Below are 19,147 nucleotides of genomic sequence, written 5' to 3'. Positions count from 1 at the left end.
TCCGAGGGCTTCGTCCGCGATTCTCCCTTAATGTCGGCTCAACGGCTGTCGGCAGAGGAGACCGCGTGACCAACCCCGTACCTCCCCGCGACCGCACCGACCAGCCCTGGCGTTCCGAGGGCGCACCGAAGCCCCCGCCCCCCGGACGGAAGATGCCGGGAGGCTGGGGCCGACTTCTGCTGACCGCGCTCGCCGTCTATCTGATCGCCAACCTGGTGCTCTCCTTCTTCAACGGCAAGGACGAGCCGACGATCGCGTACACGGAGTTCAGCAAGCAGGTCACCTCGGGCAATGTCTCCAAGATCTACTCCAAGGGCGATGCCATCCAGGGGCAGCTGAAGAAGGAGGCGAAGGTCCCGGGCAGCGACGACAAGTACACCAAGTTCGTCACACAGCGGCCCGCCTTCGCCGACGACAACCTCTGGGGGGAGCTGGTCAAGGACGGCGTCACGGTCACCGCCGAACCGGTCGTCAAGGAACGGAGCTTCCTGGCCAACCTGCTGATCTCGCTGGCGCCGATGCTGCTGCTGGTCCTGCTGTGGGTGTTCATCGCCCGGCGGATGTCGCGCGGTGGGATGGGCGGCGGAATGGGCGGGTTCGGCCGCAAGGCCCCGCCCAAACCGGTCGAGCTGGAGGGAGACCGGCGTACGACGTTCAAGGACGTGGCGGGCATCGACGAGGTCGAGGGCGAGCTCAACGATGTCGTCGACTTCCTGAAGAACCCGGACGCCTACCGGCGGATGGGCGCCCGGATGCCCGGGGGAGTGCTGCTGGCGGGCCCTCCCGGCACGGGCAAGACGCTGCTGGCGAGGGCGGTCGCGGGAGAGGCGGGGGTGCCGTTCTTCTCGGCCTCGGCCTCCGAGTTCATCGAGATGATCGTCGGGGTCGGGGCCGGCCGGGTCCGGGAACTGTTCGCCGAGGCCCGCAAGGTCGCCCCGGCCATCGTGTTCATCGACGAGATCGACACCATCGGACGGGCCCGCGGCGGCGGATCGGGCATGGGCGGGCACGACGAGCGCGAACAGACGCTCAACCAGATCCTCACGGAGATGGACGGCTTCTCCGGCTCGGAGGGAGTGGTGGTGCTCGCGGCGACCAACCGCGCCGACGTACTCGACCCGGCGCTCACCCGGCCCGGCCGCTTCGACCGGATCGTTCAGGTCAGTCCGCCGGACAAGAAGGGCCGGGAGGCGATCCTGGAGATCCACACCCGGCAGATCCCGGTGGCGGGGGACGTGGACCTGGCCCAGGTGGCCCGTACGACCCCGGGAATGACCGGCGCCGATCTCGCCAACCTCGCCAACGAGGCCGCGCTCCTCGCCGTGAAGCGGGGGCAGCACGAGGTGAACGGCGCCGATTTCTCGGACGCGCTGGAGAAGGTGCAGCTCGGGGCGGAGCGCTCACTCGTCATGTCGGACGAGGAGCGTCGCCGGACCGCCTACCACGAGAGCGGGCACGCGCTGCTGGGGATGGTCCAGCCGGGCTCGGACCCGGTCCGCAAGGTCACCATCGTGCCGCGCGGGCGTGCGCTGGGCGTCACTCTCTCGACCCCGGACGCCGACAAGTACGCGTACACCGAGGAGTACCTGCGCGGCCGGATCATCGGCGCGCTCGGCGGGATGGCGGCCGAGCAGGTGGTGTTCGGCGTCATCACCACCGGTGCGGAGAGCGATCTGGAACAGGTCACCCAGCTGGCCCGGGGCATGGTGGGCCGCTGGGGTATGAGCCACAAGGTGGGCCGGCTGACGGCGATCCCCGGCGACGCCCAGCAGGCGTACGGCCTGTCGGCGGCGCCTTCGACGCTGGACGCGGTGGACGGCGAGATGCGGCGCATCGTCGACGAGTGCTACGAGGACGCCTGCCGGCTGCTCCGCGAGAACCGGGACCGGCTGGACTCACTGGCCACGACGCTGCTGGCGAGCGAGACCCTGGACGAGGCGGACGCCTACCGGGCGGCAGGGATCACCCGGCTGTCGAAGTAGGGCCTCCGGAGTCCGGCCCGCAGGGCCGGCCCGCACAGGGACCGGCACCGTGAGGTCCTACGTGGTGCAGACACCGTGAGGTCCTACGTGGTGCAGACACCGTGAGGTCCCTACGTGGTGCAGACGAGGTAGCGGAACACATTCGGCATCCACACCGTGCCGTCCCGGCGCAGATGCGGACGCAGAGCCTCCGAGACCTCCTTCTCGACCTGCGACCGGTCCGTCGCCTCCATGGCGGCGTCGAAGAGCCGCGTCGACAGCAGGCCCCGTACCGCGCTGTCCATGTCCGCGTAGCCGAACGGGCACGCCACCCGCCCCGACCCGTCCGGCTTCAGACCGGACCGGAACGCCACGTTCTCCAGATCGTCCCGCCGCGCTCCGCGCCCGCTCGCGCCCCGCGCCGCGTCCGGGCCCTCCGCGAGCCGGGCAGCCACCCGCAGCACGGCATCGGTCGCGCACCGCTCGGGCGGCCCCCAACCGGTCAGCACGACCGTGCTGCGTCGCTCCGCCGAGGCGGTGGCGGCACCCAGCGTCCTCACCAGCTCCTCGCCGTCGCCGGGGGAGCAGCCGATCGGGGTGAAGGCGGTGATCAGGTGGTAGGGCTCGTGGCTGGACACCGGGGCGGGAAGGGACTCCAGCAGCTGCGGTTCGGCGGCCCCTGGCCCCCGCCCGTCCTCCGGGCCGGGCAGCAGCCGGATCCGGGCGAGCGCCAGACGTTCGAGATCGGCGTCGACGCCGGTGACGCGGGCCCCGCGGCCGGCCGCGATCAGCAGCGCGAGCCCGGATCCGCAGCCGAGCGAGAGCATGCGCGTGGCGGGGCCGACTTCGAGCCGCGTGTACACCGCTTCGTAGAGCGGTGCGAGCATCCGCTCCTGGATCTCGGCCCAGTCACGGGCACGGGAACCGGTGTCCACGGGCGCCGACGGCTTCGCCTGCGAGTGGTGCCGGACGAGCGTGGGTGTCATGGAATGTGCCCCAATCAGCCGAGATGCCGGTCATGCCGATGAGTCGTGCCGGAATGGACGATCTCCCCGTGGCCGTGCGTCCGCGCTTCCCCCGTATGCCAGAGAACTGCGCATCCGCCTCCGCGTCCAGGGGTCTGCGGGCCGTGGTTGCCGGCGGTGGCGGCCGACGGGCCGGGACCGGGCACCCGAATGACCCCGGTGCCCGGGGGCGTGCTCTCCCGCGCCGCCGTCCCAGTCTCACCCGTCGGGCGGGGGTGGGCACGTCGAGGGCTCCGTGCCGTGCGGGGACCGGGTTCCGGGGCTGCTCGGGGGACGGGGCCGCGGGGCGCGTGCGAGCCGGGTAGTGTCGGGTCTCCACGCCCGGCGCCCCGCATCACCGACGGGTGGGCGCGTACGCGCCGTCTACGCCCCGGCGTACGCGACGCTACGTACCACCTTGGCGTGAGCTGTGAGTCTTCTCCGCAGATCAGCGCACCCGCCCTCGTCAGGACGTATGAACGGCAACTGACTGGTACGTGCAAAATATTTGGGATGGCCCGGAATCGGAACACCGGGGCACTCGCGCTCGTTGTCACGACGTGAGCACGACACCACCTGTACTTGCCGCAGAGCTGGCACAGGCGTGGGCCGACATTCAGCGGTACCACCCCGAGCTGCCCGATCTAGCCGCGCCCGAGTCCCTTATCGGAGAGTCCTCGTCCGCCTGTGGCGCCGAGCTCTCCTTCGAGCGACTGCTCCATGAGGCAGTCCATGGCATTGCCGCCGCCAGAGGTGTCCGCGACACCTCGCGCGCCGGCCGATACCACAACCGTCGATTCCTCGCGATCGCCGAGGAGCTGGGCCTCGATCACGCCGAGGAACCCCACCCCAGCAGTGGCTTCTCGCTGGTCACGCTCAACCCCGAAGCCAAGCGCCGGTACCGGCCGACGATGGAACGGCTGCAGCGCGCCCTCAAGGCGCACACCGTCGCCACCGCCGCCGACACCAAGCGCTCCTTCCGGGGCCCCGCGGCCCGGCACGGCTCCTCCGGAGGAGGTGTGCGGGTGAAGGCCGTCTGCGACTGCGGCCGCAATGTGCGCGTCGTTCCGTCGGTCCTCGCACAGGCCCCGATCGTCTGCGGCGGCTGCGGAAAGCCCTTCCGGATCCCGGAAGCAGTGGTCGCGGTGGGGTGAGGCGATGTGGTGTGGCACAATGGCTAGCTGTACTCGACAGTCGCATAGGACCCCTCTCTCCTCCGGCTGACGCGTCCATCGGGCACTCCGAGTACCGCAACCCCACGTGGCATCTACGTTGTGCCCAACCACGTCATAGACCAGGAGACACCACTTCCGTGGCAGTCAAGATCAAGCTGAAGCGTCTGGGCAAGATCCGTTCGCCTCACTACCGCATCGTCGTCGCCGACTCCCGCACCCGCCGTGATGGCCGGGCGATCGAGGAGATCGGCCTGTACCACCCGGTGCAGAACCCCTCGCGCATCGAGGTCAACGCAGAGCGCGCGCAGTACTGGCTGTCCGTCGGCGCCCAGCCGACCGAGCCGGTTCTCGCGATCCTGAAGCTCACCGGTGACTGGCAGGCGCACAAGGGCCTCCCGGCCCCCGCGCCGCTGTTGCAGCCGGAGCCCAAGGCTGACAAGCGCGCCCTGTTCGAGGCTCTCACCAAGGACATCGGTGAGGAGTCCAAGGGCGAGGCCATCACGCAGAAGGCGAAGAAGGCCGACAAGAAGGCGGACGACGCTGCTGAGGCAGCTGCGCCCGCCGAGTCGACCGAGGCCTGAGCATGCTCGAGGAGGCTCTCGAGCACCTCGTGAAAGGCATCGTTGACAACCCCGACGACGTGCAGGTCGCCTCGCGTGATCTGCGCCGTGGACGTGTGCTCGAGGTCCGGGTCCATCCCGATGACCTTGGCAAGGTGATCGGCCGCAACGGTCGCACCGCACGCGCGCTGCGTACCGTCGTGGGCGCCATCGGCGGCCGTGGTATCCGCGTCGACCTCGTCGATGTGGATCAGGTTCGCTGACAAGAGTTGAACACCGGCACGGGCCGGGGAGGGCCATGAGCCCACCCCGGCCCGTCGTCGTACGACAGGAGAGACACAAGGTGCAGTTGGTAGTCGCACGGATCGGTCGCGCCCACGGGATCAAGGGCGAGGTCACCGTCGAGGTGCGTACGGACGAGCCGGAGCTCCGGCTCGGGCCCGGCGCCGTACTGGCCACCGAGCCGGCCTCGGCCGGGCCGCTGACGATCGAGACCGGCCGGGTGCACAGCGGCAGGCTGCTGCTCCGCTTCGAAGGAGTACGGGACCGTACGGCCGCCGAGGCGCTGCGCAACACGCTGCTGATCGCCGATGTGGATCCGGCGGAGCTCCCGGAGGATCCCGAGGAGTTCTACGACCATCAGCTGATGGATCTGGACGTGGTCCTCGCCGACGGCACCGAGATCGGCCGGATCACCGAGATCACGCACCTGCCGTCCCAGGACCTCTTCATCGTGGAGCGTCCCGACGGCACCGAGGTGATGATCCCGTTCGTCGAGGAGATCGTCACCGAGATCGACCTGGAGGAGCAGCGCGCGGTGATCACGCCGCCGCCGGGTCTGATCGACGAGAGCGAGGCGATCGTGGTGTCCACGCGGGACGAGGACGCGGCGGCCGGGTCCGGGTCCGCCGAGGCGGGTTCCGCCGAATCCGGGAAAGACGTCTGATGCGCCTCGACGTCGTCACGATCTTCCCCGAGTACCTGGAACCGCTGAACGTCTCGCTCGTGGGCAAGGCCCGCGCGCGCGGGCGCCTCGACGTGCATGTGCATGACCTGCGGGAGTGGACGTACGACCGCCACAACACGGTCGACGACACCCCCTACGGCGGAGGTCCCGGCATGGTCATGAAGACCGAGCCATGGGGCGAAGCGCTGGACGAGACCCTGGCGGACGGATACGAGGCAGGGGCGCACACCCCCGTGCTGGTGGTCCCCACGCCGAGCGGCCGGCCCTTCACCCAGGAGCTGGCCGTCGAGCTCTCCGAGCGACCGTGGCTGATCTTCACCCCGGCCCGCTACGAGGGCATCGACCGGCGGGTGACGGAGGAGTACGCGACCCGGATGCTGGTCGTCGAGGTGTCCATCGGCGACTACGTGCTGGCCGGCGGCGAAGCCGCGGTGCTGGTGATCACGGAGGCGGTGGCCCGGCTGCTGCCCGGCGTACTCGGCAACGCCGAGTCGCACCGGGACGACTCCTTCGCGCCCGGAGCGATGGCGAACCTGCTGGAGGGTCCCGTCTACACCAAGCCGCCCGAGTGGCGCGGCCGGGAGATCCCGGATGTGCTGCTCAGCGGCCACCACGGGCGGATCGCGCGCTGGCGCCGGGACGAGGCCTTCCGTCGTACCGCACTCAACCGGCCCGATCTGATCGAGCGCTGCGAGGCGACGGCCTTCGACAAGAAGGACCGCGAGATGCTCTCCATCCTGGGCTGGTCACCGGAGCCCGGCGGCCGATTTTGGCGCAGGCCCCAAGCCGTGGAACAATAGCCGCTGCTGTACGTCCGCGTGCGCCCCTGCCACAGGGGGAAAGCGGCCACTGCGTTCCCTCTCATACGGGGGGTGGTCCCGACGCCCGTCCGACGCGATCAGCACTCTGAACTCACCACTCTCCCGTCGATGACCTGTGGCATCGGCGAAGAAAGCAGACACCATGGCTTCCCTGCTCGATGACGTCAATGCCGCTTCGGTGCGCACCGACGTCCCGGCGTTCCGCCCCGGCGACACCGTCAACGTCCACGTCCGCGTGATCGAGGGCAACCGCTCCCGTATCCAGCAGTTCAAGGGCGTTGTCATCCGCCGCCAGGGCGCCGGCGTCAGCGAGACCTTCACGGTCCGCAAGGTCTCCTTCAGCGTCGGCGTCGAGCGCACCTTCCCGGTGCACAGCCCGATCTTCGAGAAGATCGAGCTGATCACCCGCGGTGACGTCCGCCGCGCCAAGCTGTACTTCCTCCGTGAGCTGCGCGGCAAGGCCGCGAAGATCAAGGAGAAGCGCGACCGCTGAGCTGATTCCCAGGTCCACAGGACGGCCGGATAAGCTCTGGCCCCGATGGACACGGAAGCAAAGCCCCAGGAGCGCGACCGCTCCTCCGCACCCGCTACGGGAACGGAGGAGGGGGCGCGCTCCTCGCGTATCCCGAGCCGGTGGGTCACCTCGATGTCGTGGCGGCGCACCCTTGCGCTCGGTGCTGTCGGCTCGGTCTGTGTGCTGCTCTTCAGTAACTTCGTGGTGCAGCCCTATCTGATTCCCAGCGGCTCGATGGAGTCCACGTTGCGGGTCGGGGACCGGGTGCTCGTCAACAAATTGGCGTACCGTTTCGGCTCCGTACCCCAGCGCGGCGATGTGGTGGTCTTCGACGGCACCGGCTCCTTCGTCCGGGAGACCCCGCCGGAGAACCCGGTGACCGGCCTGCTGCACGGAGCAGCGGCTTCCCTCGGGCTCGCGGAGCCCGCCGAGACCGACTTCGTGAAGCGAGTGGTGGGTGTGGGGGGTGACCGGGTGGTCTGCTGCGACAAGCGCGGACAAGTCGAGGTGAACGGCCGGCCCGTGAACGAGGACTACCTGTTCGCGGGGGACGCGCCGTCCCGAGTGGCCTTCGACATTGTCGTGCCCGACGGCAAGCTGTGGATGATGGGCGACCACCGGAGCAACTCCCGCGACTCCCGTGACCACCTGGGTGAACCGGGCGGCGGCATGGTGCCGGTCGAGAAGGTGATCGGCCGGGCCGACTGGTTCGGCTGGCCGCTGGGCCGGCTGGGATCGGTTCCGGACACCGCTGCCTTCGACGGAATACCGGCGCCCGGTTCGGCGCATGGGTAACCGCGGGCGGAGGCACGGAGCAGCGGATCCGGAGACTCCGCTGCCCACGGGCACCCGGCCGACGACTCCGCGTTCGCTGCCCACTCGCGCGGAGCGGCGCAAGCTGGCCCGCAAGGTGAAGCGGAAGCGGCGAAGGTCGGCGGTGAGGGAGATCCCGCTCCTCATCACCGTCGCCCTGGTGATCGCGCTGATCCTCAAGACCTTTCTGGTACAGGCCTTCGTGATCCCGTCGGGGTCGATGGAACAGACCATCCGGATCGGTGACCGGGTACTCGTGGACAAGCTGACGCCCTGGTTCGGGTCCAAGCCGCAGCGCGGCGATGTCGTTGTGTTCAAGAACCCTTCGGACTGGCCGCCGCCGAACCCTGTGGAGAAGTCGGAGGAGTCGCCCGTCGTCATCAAGCAGGTGAAGCAGGCGCTGACCTTCATCGGACTGCTGCCGTCCGACGACGAGCAGGATCTGATCAAGCGGGTGGTCGCCGTCGGTGGCGACACGGTGAGGTGCTGCGGGAAGGACGGCAGGCTCATCGTCAATGGGGTAGCAGTCGACGAGCCCTACATCTATCCCGGTGATTCGCCCTCCACGATCAAATTCGAGGTAAAGGTTCCAGCCGGAAGAATCTTTGTGATGGGGGACCATCGCTCCAATTCCGCTGATTCACGCTTCCATCTGGACAAGACGGGTAACGGCACGGTTTCCGAGGATGCGGTCGTGGGGCGGGCCGTGGTGATCGCCTGGCCCTTCGGACACTGGCGTGGACTGGAGGAACGTTCGGCGTTCTCCTCGGTCCCGGACGCGCGTGCCGGGACGGCGGCAGGCCCCGGACCGTCGAATAGTGTGTCCCCGGATCCCAACGGATTGATCCGGCTCCCGACCCCTGCGGAACTCCCGCTCGTTATGGGAGTGGTGGGCCTGCACCGGCTGGGGCGCAGGCGGTGGCACGGAATAAGGAGTGGATGTGGGGGATTTGGCGGTCGGCGCACGATCCGGACACGGCGAACCCGAGGACCGGCCGGAGAATCCGGGGAACGCCGAGTCCGCCGGGGCCGCGGCGGACTCGACGGAGAATGACGACAGCACCCCGAGCAGCGGCAGCACGGCGCGGAACAAGCCCCGCTCCTTCTGGAAGGAGCTGCCTCTCCTCATCGGTATCGCGCTTGTTCTCGCGTTGCTGATCAAGACGTTTCTGGTGCAGGCGTTCTCGATTCCTTCGGACTCGATGCAGGACACGCTGCAGCGGGGTGACCGGGTGCTGGTCGACAAGCTGACGCCGTGGTTCGGCTCGGAGCCCGAGCGCGGTGAGGTGGTGGTGTTCCACGACCCGGGCGGCTGGCTGAACGACACCCCGCAGGTCCATCCGAATGTGGTCCAGAAGGTCCTCAGCTTCATCGGACTGATGCCGTCCGTCGAGGAGAAGGACCTGATCAAGCGGGTCATCGCGATCGGCGGCGACACGGTGGAATGCAAGACGAACGGCCCGGTCGTGGTCAACGGCAAGGCCCTGGACGAGAAGTCGTTCATTTTCCCGGGCAACACACCTTGCAACGACAAGCCCTTCGGCCCGATCAAGGTGCCCGAGGGCCGTATCTGGGTCATGGGCGACCACCGCCAGGACTCGCTCGACTCCCGATTCCACCAGGAACTGCCGGGTGGCGGCACGGTCTCCAACGACGAGGTCGTCGGCCGGGCCATCGTCGTGGCGTGGCCGATCAACCGCTGGGCGACCCTGCCGGTTCCGAAGACCTTCGACCAGCCGGGGCTGAACGCCGCGATGGCCGCGGCGCCCGGCGCGATCGGCTTCGCCGGAGCCGTGCCGCTCGTTCTCTGGCGACGCAGGCGGGCCGAGAGGGACGCCGGCCGGCGGTAGCGAGTGACGGTGCTTCGTGGTTCGTTCAGTCGTGCCGATTTGCCGGGGTGCCGGGATGGCAGGGCGTCGGGATGGCAGGGCGTCGGGATGTCGGGATTTCGTTGTGATCAAGACATCGGCAAGACCGAGTAAATGACCGTCGATTTCCGGATGTTTTCGTACGATCATTTCCGTCGATTTTGCATAACTTCACTCGGGAAAGACATGAAACGTATTTCTCGGTGAAGGCCATGGGTGCTACTGCCGCAGCCGCAGCCGCAGCCGTCGTGGGTGCGGGCCTCGCAAGCGCTCCGGGTCGCTGCTGACTCGGGCATTCCTGGGGCTGCGACGCCCGCGGCCGCGTGCCACGGCCGGGACCGGGGCGCTGCTTCCGTCAGCGGGAGGCGGACCTTGGGGCAGAGGCCGTACGGTGTGTCAGGAAAGACGTCGGTGCTCGCTATGCGGGCACCGGGTGGCACGGTTGAACCGCCCTCCGGTCGCTCGGCGAGCACGCTGAGCGACCGGAGGGCGGTTTTCGGTGGTGGGATGTCTGGTGGCCCGCTGACGACGCGGCGGTCGGGGACGCGGTGTCCCCTGTGGAACTCCCGTTCGTTGTTCGAGGCAGTGGGCTCGAACAACGAACCCTGGAGCAGGTGTGGGCCGCAGAGTGAGGACTGGAACGTGAGCGACATGGCTGCCGGTGCACGACCTGGACGCGAAGAGCCTGCGAAGTGGCGAGACCAGCCCGCCGATGCCGCCTCCGGTCCGCCGGAGGAGATCCCGGGTTCGGATGCGCCCGGGGGGATTCCGGGTTCTGATGGGCTTGCGGAGAGCCGGGTTTCGGACAAGCCCGAGGAGGCGTCGGGGCCGGATGGGCCTGCGGAGGCTTCGGGTTCGGGCGGGCCTGCGGAGGCTTCGGGTTCGGACCGGCTCGGGGAGGCTTCGGGTTCGGGCGATCTCGCGGAAACGAAGACTACGGACGCGAGCGGGGACGGCGAGGGAGACGGGGACAAGGACGGGAGGAAGGCGCGCAAGCAGCGTCCCTTCTGGAAGGAGCTGCCCCTTCTCATCGGTATCGCGCTTGTTCTCGCGTTGCTGATCAAGACGTTTCTGGTGCAGGCGTTCTCGATTCCTTCGGACTCGATGCAGGACACGCTGCAGCGGGGTGACCGGGTGCTGGTCGACAAGCTGACGCCGTGGTTCGGCTCGGAGCCCGAGCGCGGTGAGGTGGTGGTGTTCCACGACCCGGACAACTGGCTGGCCGGGGAGCCGACGCCCGATTCGAATGTGGTCCAGGACTTCCTGAGCTTCATCGGCCTGATGCCGTCGGCCCAGGAGAAGGACCTCATCAAGCGGACGATCGCGGTCGGCGGCGACACCGTGGAGTGCGCGAAGGGCGGTCCCGTCAAGGTCAACGGGAAGGCGCTCGACGAGCCGTACATCTTCCCGGGCGACTCGGCGTGCGACGACAAACCCTTCGGGCCGTTCAAGGTTCCCGAGGGGAAGATCTGGGTGATGGGCGACCACCGGCAGAACTCCTGGGACTCGCGCTATCACACCGAGGAGGCGACCAAGGGGTTCGTGCCTGTCGATGACGTGGTGGGACGGGCCGTGGTGGTGGCGTGGCCGGTCAATCGATGGTCGGCGCTGTCGGTCCCGGACACCTTCGACCAGTCGGGGATCGATGCCGCGGCGGGCCTGGCCCCCGGGGTGTTCGGTGTCGCGGGCGCGCTGCCGCTCGTGCTGTGGCGGCGCAGGAGGCTGACCGGCGGACGTACCGCCGGGTAGGGTGCCGACTCGGATCAGCGATTGTCGATCTCCGATGGGGGACGCTGCGATGAGTGCAACAGGACGTACAGGTGACGGCCACGGCCGTCTCGGCAGCAAGCTGTCGGGGCTGGCCGTGGCCGTCGGCTGTGTGCTCTTTCTCGGCGGCTTCGTCTGGGTGGCCGTGGTGTACCGGCCGTACACGGTGCCGACCGAGTCGATGACCCCCACGGTGAACGCCGGCGACCGGGTCCTTGCGCAGCGGGTGGACGGCAGCGAGGTGCGCCGGGGCGATGTGGTGGTGTTCACGGACAAGGCGTGGAGCGACATGCCGATGGTGAAGCGGGTCGTCGGTATCGGCGGTGACAAGATCACCTGTTGCGAGAAGGACGGCCGGCTCACCGTCAACGGCGTACCCGTGGCTGAAACGTATCTCCCGTCGGGGGACCCGGCCTCGGCGATCGATTTCACGGCCGAGGTGCCGAAGGGGAAGCTCTTCCTCCTGGGAGATGACCGCAGCGTCTCGCAGGACTCCCGGGTCCACCTGGAGGAGGGCGGGCAGGGTTCGGTGCCGCGCAGCGCCGTACAGGCCCGGGTGGATGCCGTCGCATGGCCGATGGGCGGCATGATCGGACGGCCGCAGGCCTTTGCCGCACTGCCTGGCGGGGTGTCGTCCGAGGGGCCGCTGATGCTTCAGCTCACTGCCATGGCCGCGGGCGTGGTGCTCATCCTCGGCGGTGCCGCGTACGGGCCGGTCGCGGCTCGGTCCTCCCGCTCCAAGCGGAACAAGCACGGGAAGGCGACCGTCGGTGCACGCTGAGACGCGCAAGGTCGCCCGCCTGGTGCTCCTCGATCCGGACGACCGCATTCTGCTGATGCACGGATTCGAGCCGGAGGACCCGGCGAGTACCTGGTGGTTCACTCCGGGCGGCGGACTGGAGGGCGACGAGACCCGGGAGCAGGCCGCCCTGCGGGAGCTGGCCGAGGAAACCGGGATCACGGACGTCGTTCTGGGCCCGCTGCTCTGGCAGCGGATGTGCTCCTTTCCGTTCGACGGGCGGCGCTGGCACCAGGACGAGTGGTACTTCCTGGCCCGCACGGCGCAGACCGCGACGGACACCAGCGGGCAGACCGGGCTGGAACGCCGCAGCGTCGCGGGTCTGAGGTGGTGGACCTCCGCCGAACTGTCGGCGGCGCGTGAGACGGTGTACCCGACCAGACTCGCCGAGCTGCTGCGCACGCTGCTCGACGACGGTCCTCCAGGTACACCGCTGGTTCTGGCCCCCGAAATCGCCTGAGCGACCGAGGAGCCGGTCCCTGGCGCACAATGGGGGAACGCACGGCTGAAGGGGAACATGCCAATGAGCGCCGAGGACCTCGAGAAGTACGAGACCGAGATGGAGCTGAAGCTCTACCGGGAGTACCGCGATGTCGTCGGTCTGTTCAAATATGTGATCGAGACCGAACGGCGCTTCTACCTCACCAACGACTACGAGATGCAGGTGCACTCGGTCCAGGGCGAGGTCTTCTTCGAGGTGTCCATGGCGGACGCCTGGGTCTGGGACATGTACCGGCCCGCACGGTTCGTCAAGCAGGTACGGGTTCTGACGTTCAAGGACGTCAATATCGAGGAGCTCAACAAGAGCGATCTCGAGCTTCCGGGTGGCTGAGTTGTCCACAACGGATGAGTTGTCCACCAAGATCCAATAGTTGGGGGCGGTCGCGTCACAGTCGGTGCCGGAGGTGGTGCCGATATGAACGCACGGGGGGCACTCGGGCGGTACGGCGAAGATCTGGCGGTACGGCTGCTGACCGATGCCGGCATGTCCGTACTCGAACGGAACTGGCGCTGTCGCGTCGGCGAGATCGACATCGTCGCGAAGGACGGTGACGCTCTCGTCGTCTGCGAGGTGAAGACCCGCAGGGTGGGGGCTTTCGAGCACCCGATGGCCGGGGTCACCCCGGCCAAGGCGGACCGTCTGCGGCGGCTGGCCGAGTTCTGGCTGGCCCGCCATGGCGGGCCGCCGCCGGGCGGGGTGCGGATCGACCTGATCGGCGTGGTGCTGCCCAGGCGCGGCGCGCCCCTCGCCGAGCATGCGCGGGGGGTGGCCTGATGGGGTTCGCGCGAGCCTGCTCGGTGGCACTGGTCGGCGTCGAGGGCGTGGTGGTGGAGGTCCAGGCGGACCTGGAGGCCGGGGTCGCGGCGTTCACGCTGGTGGGTCTGCCGGACAAGAGCCTGGTGGAGAGCCGGGACCGGGTCAGGGCTGCCGTGGTCAATTCCGGGGCGGAGTGGCCGCAGAAGAAGCTCACGGTGGGGCTGTCCCCGGCCTCGGTGCCCAAGGGCGGGTCCGGCTTCGACCTGGCCGTCGCCTGCGCCGTGCTCGGCGCGGCCGAGCGGATCGACCCCGCTTCGATCGCCGACGTGGTGATGATCGGGGAGCTCGGGCTGGATGGCAGGGTGCGGCCGGTGCGCGGAGTCCTGCCCGCAGTCCTGGCCGCGGCGGAGGCCGGGTACCGGCAGGTCGTCGTACCCGAACAGACCGCGGGTGAGGCGGCTCTGGTGCCAGGGATCTCCGTGCTCGGGGTCCGGAGCCTGCGGCAGCTGATCGCCGTGCTCTGCGACGAGCCGGTGCCCGACGAGGCGGCGGCCCACGACCAGGGCCGCCCCGACACCATGCTGGCCGGGCTGATGGTGCCCGGCGCCGGGATGGGTGCCGGGCCGGCCGGGGGAGCGGTACCGGGCGGCGGCAACCTGCCCGATCTGGCGGATGTCGCGGGTCAGGAGCGGCCGCGCAAGGCCCTGGAGGTCGCGGCGGCGGGCGGACACCACCTCCTGCTGTCAGGGCCGCCAGGAGCGGGCAAGACCATGCTGGCCGAACGGCTGCCCGCCATCCTGCCGCCGCTGAACAGGCAGGAATCCCTTGAGGTGACCGCAGTGCACTCGGTGGCCGGCATCCTGCCGCCCGGTGAGCCCCTGGTCTCCCGCCCGCCCTACTGCGCACCGCACCACTCCGCGACCATGCAGTCGCTGGTCGGCGGGGGGAACGGGCTGCCCCGGCCCGGAGCCGTCTCGCTGGCTCATCGTGGGATTCTCTTTCTGGACGAGGCGCCGGAATTCTCCGTACGCGCACTGGACGCGTTGCGTCAGCCGCTGGAGTCGGGGCATGTGGTGGTGGCACGCAGCGCCGGGGTGGTGCGACTGCCCGCGCGCTTCCTGATGGTGCTCGCCGCCAACCCCTGCCCGTGCGGGCGGCACACCCTGAGCGGGGCGGGGTGTGACTGCCCGCCCTCGGCAGTCCGCCGGTATCAGTCCAGGCTCTCGGGGCCGCTGCTGGACCGGGTGGACCTACGGGTCACCGTGGACCCCGTCAGACGTGCGGACCTGATCGGCCGGGGCGGTCGGGGTGAGTCGACCGAGACGGTCGCCGCCCGGGTGATCCGGGCCAGGGCGCGGGCCGCGGAGCGCCTGGCGGGCACCCCGTGGACCACGAACAGCGAGGTGCCCGGACATGAGCTGAGGACCAGGCTGGTCGCGGCACCGGGTGCGCTGATGGCGGCCGAGCGGGACATGGAGCGGGGCATGCTCACAGCACGTGGTCTGGACCGGGTGCTGCGGGTGGCGTGGACGGTCGCGGATCTGCGCGGAGCCGACCGTCCGGACGCCTCGGACATCGGGGTGGCCCTGGAGCTGCGGACCGGCATTCCGCGCGGGGCCTCGATGACCGCGGGGGCGTCATGACAGGGCAGCGGGCCGGGGAATGCGCGGGCGCCGCCGGGGGAGCGGGGCGGGCGGAAGACACGAACGGGCCGGCGGCCGGTGAGCGGCGGATTCCCGGCGGGACCGGCTCTCCCGGCGGGACAGGATCTCCCGGCGGGACCGGTTCTCCCGGCGGGGTGAGCGATCGGGAGCGGCTGGCGCGGGCGGCACTGACCCGGGTCATGGAGCCGGGGGACATCCGGGGTGGGCGCTGGCTGCGTGAGTGCGGTGGCGCGGAGCTGATACGGCGGATCACCGCCCGGGACGGATCGGCCGAGCAACTGAGCGGGATGACCGCGCGGCGGCTGGCGGGCTACCGACTGCGGGTCCGGAACGTCGAGCCCGAGCGGGACCTGGCCGCGGTGGCCTCGGCGGGCGGGCGCTTCATCTGCCCGGGTGACCGGGAGTGGCCGAGCCAGCTCGACGACCTGGGGGACGCCAGGCCGACAGGGCTCTGGGTGCGAGGGAGGCCCGACCTACGGCTCTGGGCGTTGCGTTCGGTCGCCGTGGTGGGAGCCCGAGCCTGCACCCCGTACGGGGTGCACATGGCGACGACGCTCGGCGCGGGCCTCGCGGAGCGGGGGTGGGTGGTCGTCTCGGGCGCGGCTTTCGGGATCGACGGAGCGGCTCACCGGGGTGCCCTGGCCGCCGGTGGTGCGACGATAGCGGTCCTGGCCTGCGGGGTGGACGTCGCCTACCCACGCGGTCATACCGAGTTGATCGGACGCATGGTCGAACAGGGGCTGGTCCTCGGTGAACTGCCGCCGGCCGAGCACCCCACCCGCAGCCGATTCATCCTCCGGAACAGAGTGATCGCCGCGTTGACGCGGGGAACCGTCGTTGTCGAGGCCGAGTACCGCAGCGGCTCGCTCGTCACGGCGCGAAGCGCGCAAGGGCTCGGCCGCTACACCATGGGTGTACCGGGCCCCGCCACCAGCGGTCTGTCGGCAGGAGTCCACGAACTCCTGCGGGGTGAGGGCGTGCTGGTCACCGACGCTGCGGAAGTCGCCGAACTGGTCGGGGAAATCGGGGATCTGGCCCCTGTGAGGCGGGGGCCGATGCTGCCTCGCGATCACCTGGACGCCGTCTGCGGCAGGGTACTTGACGCCCTGCCGGCTCATGGGCTCGTCAACGGACGAGAGGTTGCGCGTGCCGCCGCCACAAGTGCTGACGAGGCGCTCGGCAAGCTGTACGAACTGCACTCACTGGGGTTCGTCGAACGCGAAGGCGACGGATGGAGATTGACGAAGCGGCCCACATGCAATGGCGACGCGCGGCGAGGCGGTTCTTGACCTGGGGCATTCGGGTGAAAAGGTGATGCCGATGACCTCGGTGGATCCGTCAGTGACACCTCCGGGGCCGGCGCGTGAGGCGCCGGCCCCGGAGGCCCGTCATGTCCTCGCCCAGGTGCGCGCCCATGTCCGCCGCCGCGTCACGTTCCATGTCCGCTCGCCGGGAAGCGCACAGCGCCGATCCTTTATCCTGCGCGGACCGCGACAACTCGGTCACGCTACGCTCACAAGGATTCCGGCCCAGACACAAGTCCCCCGGCACTTCACAGCAGAACGGCTCAAGGCACTACATGCCCCAGCACACCTCCGGGTCTGACCGCGCGGCAGCACCACCGGCTGCGCGTGGCACTGTGCGCCCGCCCGCCCCCTCCTCGCTCGACGAGTTGTGGCGTTCGTACAAGACCACGGGCGACGGGCGGCTGCGGGAACAGCTGATCCTGCACTACTCGCCCCTGGTGAAGTACGTCGCCGGCCGAGTGAGCGTGGGCCTGCCGTCCAACGTCGAGCAGGCGGACTTCGTTTCCTCCGGGGTCTTCGGACTGATCGACGCGATCGAGAAGTTCGACATCGAGCGCGCGATCAAGTTCGAGACCTACGCGATCACCCGCATCCGTGGGGCGATGATCGACGAACTGCGGGCCCTGGACTGGATCCCGCGCTCCGTGCGCCAGAAGGCGCGAGCGGTCGAGCGCGCCTACGCCACCCTGGAGGCGCAACTGCGACGCACCCCCTCGGAGGCGGAAGTGGCCGCCGAGATGGGCATCGCGCTGGAGGAACTGCACGCGGTTTTCAGCCAGTTGTCGCTCGCCAACGTTGTCGCGCTGGAGGAGCTGCTCCATGTGGGCGGTGACGGAGGCGGCCGTCTGAGTCTGATGGACACGCTGGAGGACACGGCCGCCGACAATCCGGTGGAGGTGGCCGAGGACCATGAGCTCAGACAGCTCCTCGCCCGCGCCATCAACACTCTCCCCGACCGCGAGAAGACGGTCGTCACGCTCTACTACTACGAGGGCCTCACCCTCGCCGAGATCGGAAATGTTCTCGGGGTCACCGAGAGCAGGGTCAGCCAGATTCACACCAAGTCGGTGCTGCAACTGCGCGCGAAGCTGGCCGACGCAGGACGTTGACACGGACGTTGACACGGGCGGGGAGGGACCGGGCAGCTCCCGGGGCAGCCTCCGGGGGAAGCTCTTCGGCCGACGACCGAGGCCGCCCGCCCCCTCGTGAACACCGGCCGCCGTACAGTGGTGGTGTGCCCAGGATTCGAGCGGCCTCCGTGGCCGAGCACCGGACCATGCAGCGCGGCGCCCTCCTGGACGCAGCGCGCTCCCTGCTGTCCGAGGGGGGCACGGAGGCATTGACCTTCCCCGCGCTCGCCGAACGCACGGGCCTCGCCCGCTCCTCCGTCTACGAGTACTTCCGCTCGCGCGCCGCCGTGGTCGAAGAGCTCTGCGCCGTCGATTTCCCTGTGTGGGCGGCCGAGGTCGAGAGTGCGATGGAGCGGGCGGGGACGCCCGAGGAGAAGATCGAGGCGTACGTCCGGCGGCAGCTCGATCTTGTCGGCGACCGTCGGCACCGGGCCGTGGTCGCGATCTCGGCGAGCGAGCTGGACGCGGGGGCCCGCGAGAAGATCCGGGCGGCGCACGGCGGTCTGATCGCCATGATCGTGGAGGCGCTCAGCGATCTCGGGCACGATCAGCCCCGGCTCGCGGCCATGCTCCTCCAAGGCTCCGTGGACGCAGCGGTCCGTCGTATCGAGCTGAGCGTGGCGGAGGAACCGGGCGTGATCGCGGATACCGCCGTCGCCATGGTCCTGAACGGCGTCCGGGGCATTCGAGGCGACCGGGACTGAGGGCCCTCGTCGGCTCCCCGGCCCAGGTGCTCACCGTGGTGAATGGAACCCATGACCGGCGGGGTGGGGCAGGGGTACTCCCGCGACCGGCAACAGCCGGGACGGTCCGCGTCGCACCAGTGACGGGGGCAGCAATGACAGCGGGTCCAGATACGAGTCCCCGAGCCGCAGGCCCCAGTGCAGACAGCCGGACACGCAGTGGGAAGGCCCGGCCGAAAGGAGCGCCACCACCTGCCCCGGCCTGACCTCCTCGCCCTCCTCGACCTGCGGGCGCACCGGTTCGTACGTGGTCCGCAGCGGCGGATCGCCCGTCCCCGCAAGCTCGATCACGACCACGCCCCGCCCCGCGACGGTGCCCGCGAAGGACACCCGCCCCGCAGCGACCGCGAGCACCGGCGCACCCGGTCCGCCACCGAGGTCCACGCCGCGATGCCCCCGCCCGTACTCCGTGGCAGGCGGCTCCCACCCCCGAAGGACCGGGGGCCGCCCCTTCAGCGGCCAGACCCGCCCGGCGGCCGGATCCAACGGCACGGGGCCATGGCCATCCGCCACGCCCTGCGAACCGGCGGCTGACACCCCCGACGTCCCCGCTCCGCGCCGGGCTCCCGGCATCTCGGCCCCACCCCAAACGCCCGCACCGTCCGCAGTCCCTGCCGCGCCCCCGGGCGGCCGCTTTGCCGCCAGGGCGTAGAGCCCGCCGAATCCTGTCGCGAGCAGCCCCATGAGCAGTAACCCCACGACGGCCACCACCGTCCCGCCGGCCCGCCACCCGGCCCCGCGGGACGGCGCCACGCGGCGCGCGGCAGGGCGGGCGGAGCGGATCCGGGAACGCGTC

At 69.9% G+C, this 19,147-nt stretch carries 21 protein-coding genes; 19 read left to right on the top strand and 2 right to left on the bottom strand.

All coding sequences use genetic code 11. The features are described from left to right. Nucleotides 1-65: 65 nt before the first annotated feature. Entirely contained in the window at nucleotides 66-1,982 is a 1,917-nt protein-coding gene (gene ftsH, locus ACZ4LX_RS10725; RefSeq protein ID WP_467640838.1) for an ATP-dependent zinc metalloprotease FtsH, read from the top strand. A 110-nt stretch (nucleotides 1,983-2,092) separates the two neighbouring features. On the opposite strand, the gene ACZ4LX_RS10720 is transcribed toward ftsH, so the two are convergent. Next, complete coding sequence (locus ACZ4LX_RS10720) at nucleotides 2,093-2,947, bottom strand: SAM-dependent methyltransferase (RefSeq protein WP_467640835.1); 855 nt, start codon at nucleotides 2,945-2,947, stop codon at nucleotides 2,093-2,095. A gap of 578 nt (nucleotides 2,948-3,525) precedes the next feature. Between ACZ4LX_RS10720 and ACZ4LX_RS10715 the strand changes: the two genes are divergently transcribed. From ACZ4LX_RS10715 to ACZ4LX_RS10630, 18 genes are all read left to right on the top strand, one after another. Next, nucleotides 3,526-4,119 carry a hypothetical protein gene (locus tag ACZ4LX_RS10715; RefSeq protein ID WP_073739095.1) on the top strand — a complete coding sequence of 198 codons (594 nt, stop codon included), beginning with the start codon at nucleotides 3,526-3,528 and terminating at the stop codon, nucleotides 4,117-4,119. Nucleotides 4,120-4,277: 158 nt separating this feature from the next. Beyond that, nucleotides 4,278-4,721 carry a 30S ribosomal protein S16 gene (rpsP, locus tag ACZ4LX_RS10710; RefSeq protein ID WP_467640831.1) on the top strand — a complete coding sequence of 148 codons (444 nt, stop codon included), beginning with the start codon at nucleotides 4,278-4,280 and terminating at the stop codon, nucleotides 4,719-4,721. Between the two features lie 2 nt (nucleotides 4,722-4,723). Next, nucleotides 4,724-4,963, top strand: coding sequence for an RNA-binding protein (locus ACZ4LX_RS10705; protein WP_014153811.1), 240 nt, complete (start codon nucleotides 4,724-4,726; stop codon nucleotides 4,961-4,963). 80 nt (nucleotides 4,964-5,043) lie between these two features. Next, entirely contained in the window at nucleotides 5,044-5,646 is a 603-nt protein-coding gene (gene rimM, locus ACZ4LX_RS10700; protein ID WP_467640828.1) for a ribosome maturation factor RimM, read from the top strand. Continuing rightward, the gene (gene trmD / locus ACZ4LX_RS10695; protein ID WP_467640825.1) at nucleotides 5,646-6,467 is read left to right on the top strand and encodes a tRNA (guanosine(37)-N1)-methyltransferase TrmD; all 822 of its coding nucleotides are present in this window, start codon (nucleotides 5,646-5,648) and stop codon (nucleotides 6,465-6,467) included. Before rimM ends, trmD begins: the two co-directional genes overlap by 1 nt. Before the next feature lie 163 nt (nucleotides 6,468-6,630). Then, entirely contained in the window at nucleotides 6,631-6,981 is a 351-nt protein-coding gene (gene rplS / locus ACZ4LX_RS10690; RefSeq protein ID WP_467640823.1) for a 50S ribosomal protein L19, read from the top strand. A gap of 45 nt (nucleotides 6,982-7,026) precedes the next feature. Beyond that, nucleotides 7,027-7,797, top strand: coding sequence for a signal peptidase I (gene lepB, locus ACZ4LX_RS10685; protein WP_467640820.1), 771 nt, complete (start codon nucleotides 7,027-7,029; stop codon nucleotides 7,795-7,797). Next, the gene (lepB, locus tag ACZ4LX_RS10680; protein ID WP_467640817.1) at nucleotides 7,790-8,869 is read left to right on the top strand and encodes a signal peptidase I; all 1,080 of its coding nucleotides are present in this window, start codon (nucleotides 7,790-7,792) and stop codon (nucleotides 8,867-8,869) included. The genes lepB (ACZ4LX_RS10685) and lepB (ACZ4LX_RS10680) overlap by 8 nt, the downstream gene beginning before the upstream one ends. Next, the gene (lepB, locus tag ACZ4LX_RS10675; RefSeq protein WP_467641157.1) at nucleotides 8,766-9,665 is read left to right on the top strand and encodes a signal peptidase I; all 900 of its coding nucleotides are present in this window, start codon (nucleotides 8,766-8,768) and stop codon (nucleotides 9,663-9,665) included. Before lepB (ACZ4LX_RS10680) ends, lepB (ACZ4LX_RS10675) begins: the two co-directional genes overlap by 104 nt. Nucleotides 9,666-10,325: 660 nt before the next feature. Further along, nucleotides 10,326-11,432: a signal peptidase I gene (gene lepB / locus ACZ4LX_RS10670; RefSeq protein WP_467640814.1), complete on the top strand. Its 1,107-nt coding sequence runs from the start codon at nucleotides 10,326-10,328 to the stop codon at nucleotides 11,430-11,432. A gap of 49 nt (nucleotides 11,433-11,481) precedes the next feature. Then, nucleotides 11,482-12,231 carry a signal peptidase I gene (gene lepB / locus ACZ4LX_RS10665; protein ID WP_467640812.1) on the top strand — a complete coding sequence of 250 codons (750 nt, stop codon included), beginning with the start codon at nucleotides 11,482-11,484 and terminating at the stop codon, nucleotides 12,229-12,231. Continuing rightward, complete coding sequence (locus ACZ4LX_RS10660) at nucleotides 12,221-12,709, top strand: NUDIX hydrolase (protein WP_467640809.1); 489 nt, start codon at nucleotides 12,221-12,223, stop codon at nucleotides 12,707-12,709. Before lepB (ACZ4LX_RS10665) ends, ACZ4LX_RS10660 begins: the two co-directional genes overlap by 11 nt. Nucleotides 12,710-12,772: 63 nt before the next feature. Next, on the top strand, nucleotides 12,773-13,081 hold the full coding sequence (locus ACZ4LX_RS10655) for a DUF2469 domain-containing protein (RefSeq protein ID WP_003965949.1): 309 nt from the start codon (nucleotides 12,773-12,775) through the stop codon (nucleotides 13,079-13,081). A gap of 84 nt (nucleotides 13,082-13,165) precedes the next feature. Further along, complete coding sequence (locus ACZ4LX_RS10650) at nucleotides 13,166-13,525, top strand: YraN family protein (protein WP_467640806.1); 360 nt, start codon at nucleotides 13,166-13,168, stop codon at nucleotides 13,523-13,525. Continuing rightward, nucleotides 13,525-15,150 (top strand): YifB family Mg chelatase-like AAA ATPase, encoded by a 1,626-nt coding sequence (locus ACZ4LX_RS10645; RefSeq protein ID WP_467640803.1) that lies wholly within the window; start codon nucleotides 13,525-13,527, stop codon nucleotides 15,148-15,150. Before ACZ4LX_RS10650 ends, ACZ4LX_RS10645 begins: the two co-directional genes overlap by 1 nt. Continuing rightward, entirely contained in the window at nucleotides 15,147-16,460 is a 1,314-nt protein-coding gene (gene dprA / locus ACZ4LX_RS10640; protein ID WP_467640800.1) for a DNA-processing protein DprA, read from the top strand. The genes ACZ4LX_RS10645 and dprA overlap by 4 nt, the downstream gene beginning before the upstream one ends. Nucleotides 16,461-16,750: 290 nt before the next feature. Next, nucleotides 16,751-17,587, top strand: coding sequence for an RNA polymerase sigma factor WhiG (gene whiG, locus ACZ4LX_RS10635; protein ID WP_467640797.1), 837 nt, complete (start codon nucleotides 16,751-16,753; stop codon nucleotides 17,585-17,587). Nucleotides 17,588-17,736: 149 nt separating this feature from the next. Continuing rightward, on the top strand, nucleotides 17,737-18,312 hold the full coding sequence (locus tag ACZ4LX_RS10630; protein ID WP_467641150.1) for a TetR/AcrR family transcriptional regulator: 576 nt from the start codon (nucleotides 17,737-17,739) through the stop codon (nucleotides 18,310-18,312). A gap of 30 nt (nucleotides 18,313-18,342) precedes the next feature. Here the strand turns inward: ACZ4LX_RS10630 and ACZ4LX_RS10625 are convergent, their stop codons facing one another. Further along, entirely contained in the window at nucleotides 18,343-19,035 is a 693-nt protein-coding gene (locus tag ACZ4LX_RS10625) for a murein hydrolase activator EnvC family protein (RefSeq protein WP_467641145.1), read from the bottom strand. Nucleotides 19,036-19,147: the final 112 nt, after the last annotated feature.

The sequence above is a fragment of the Streptomyces sp. NPDC026062 genome (assembly GCF_055568375.1).
The sequence above is the reverse complement of the archived record's forward strand: the minus strand, read 5'-3'. Positions and strand labels throughout refer to the sequence as shown.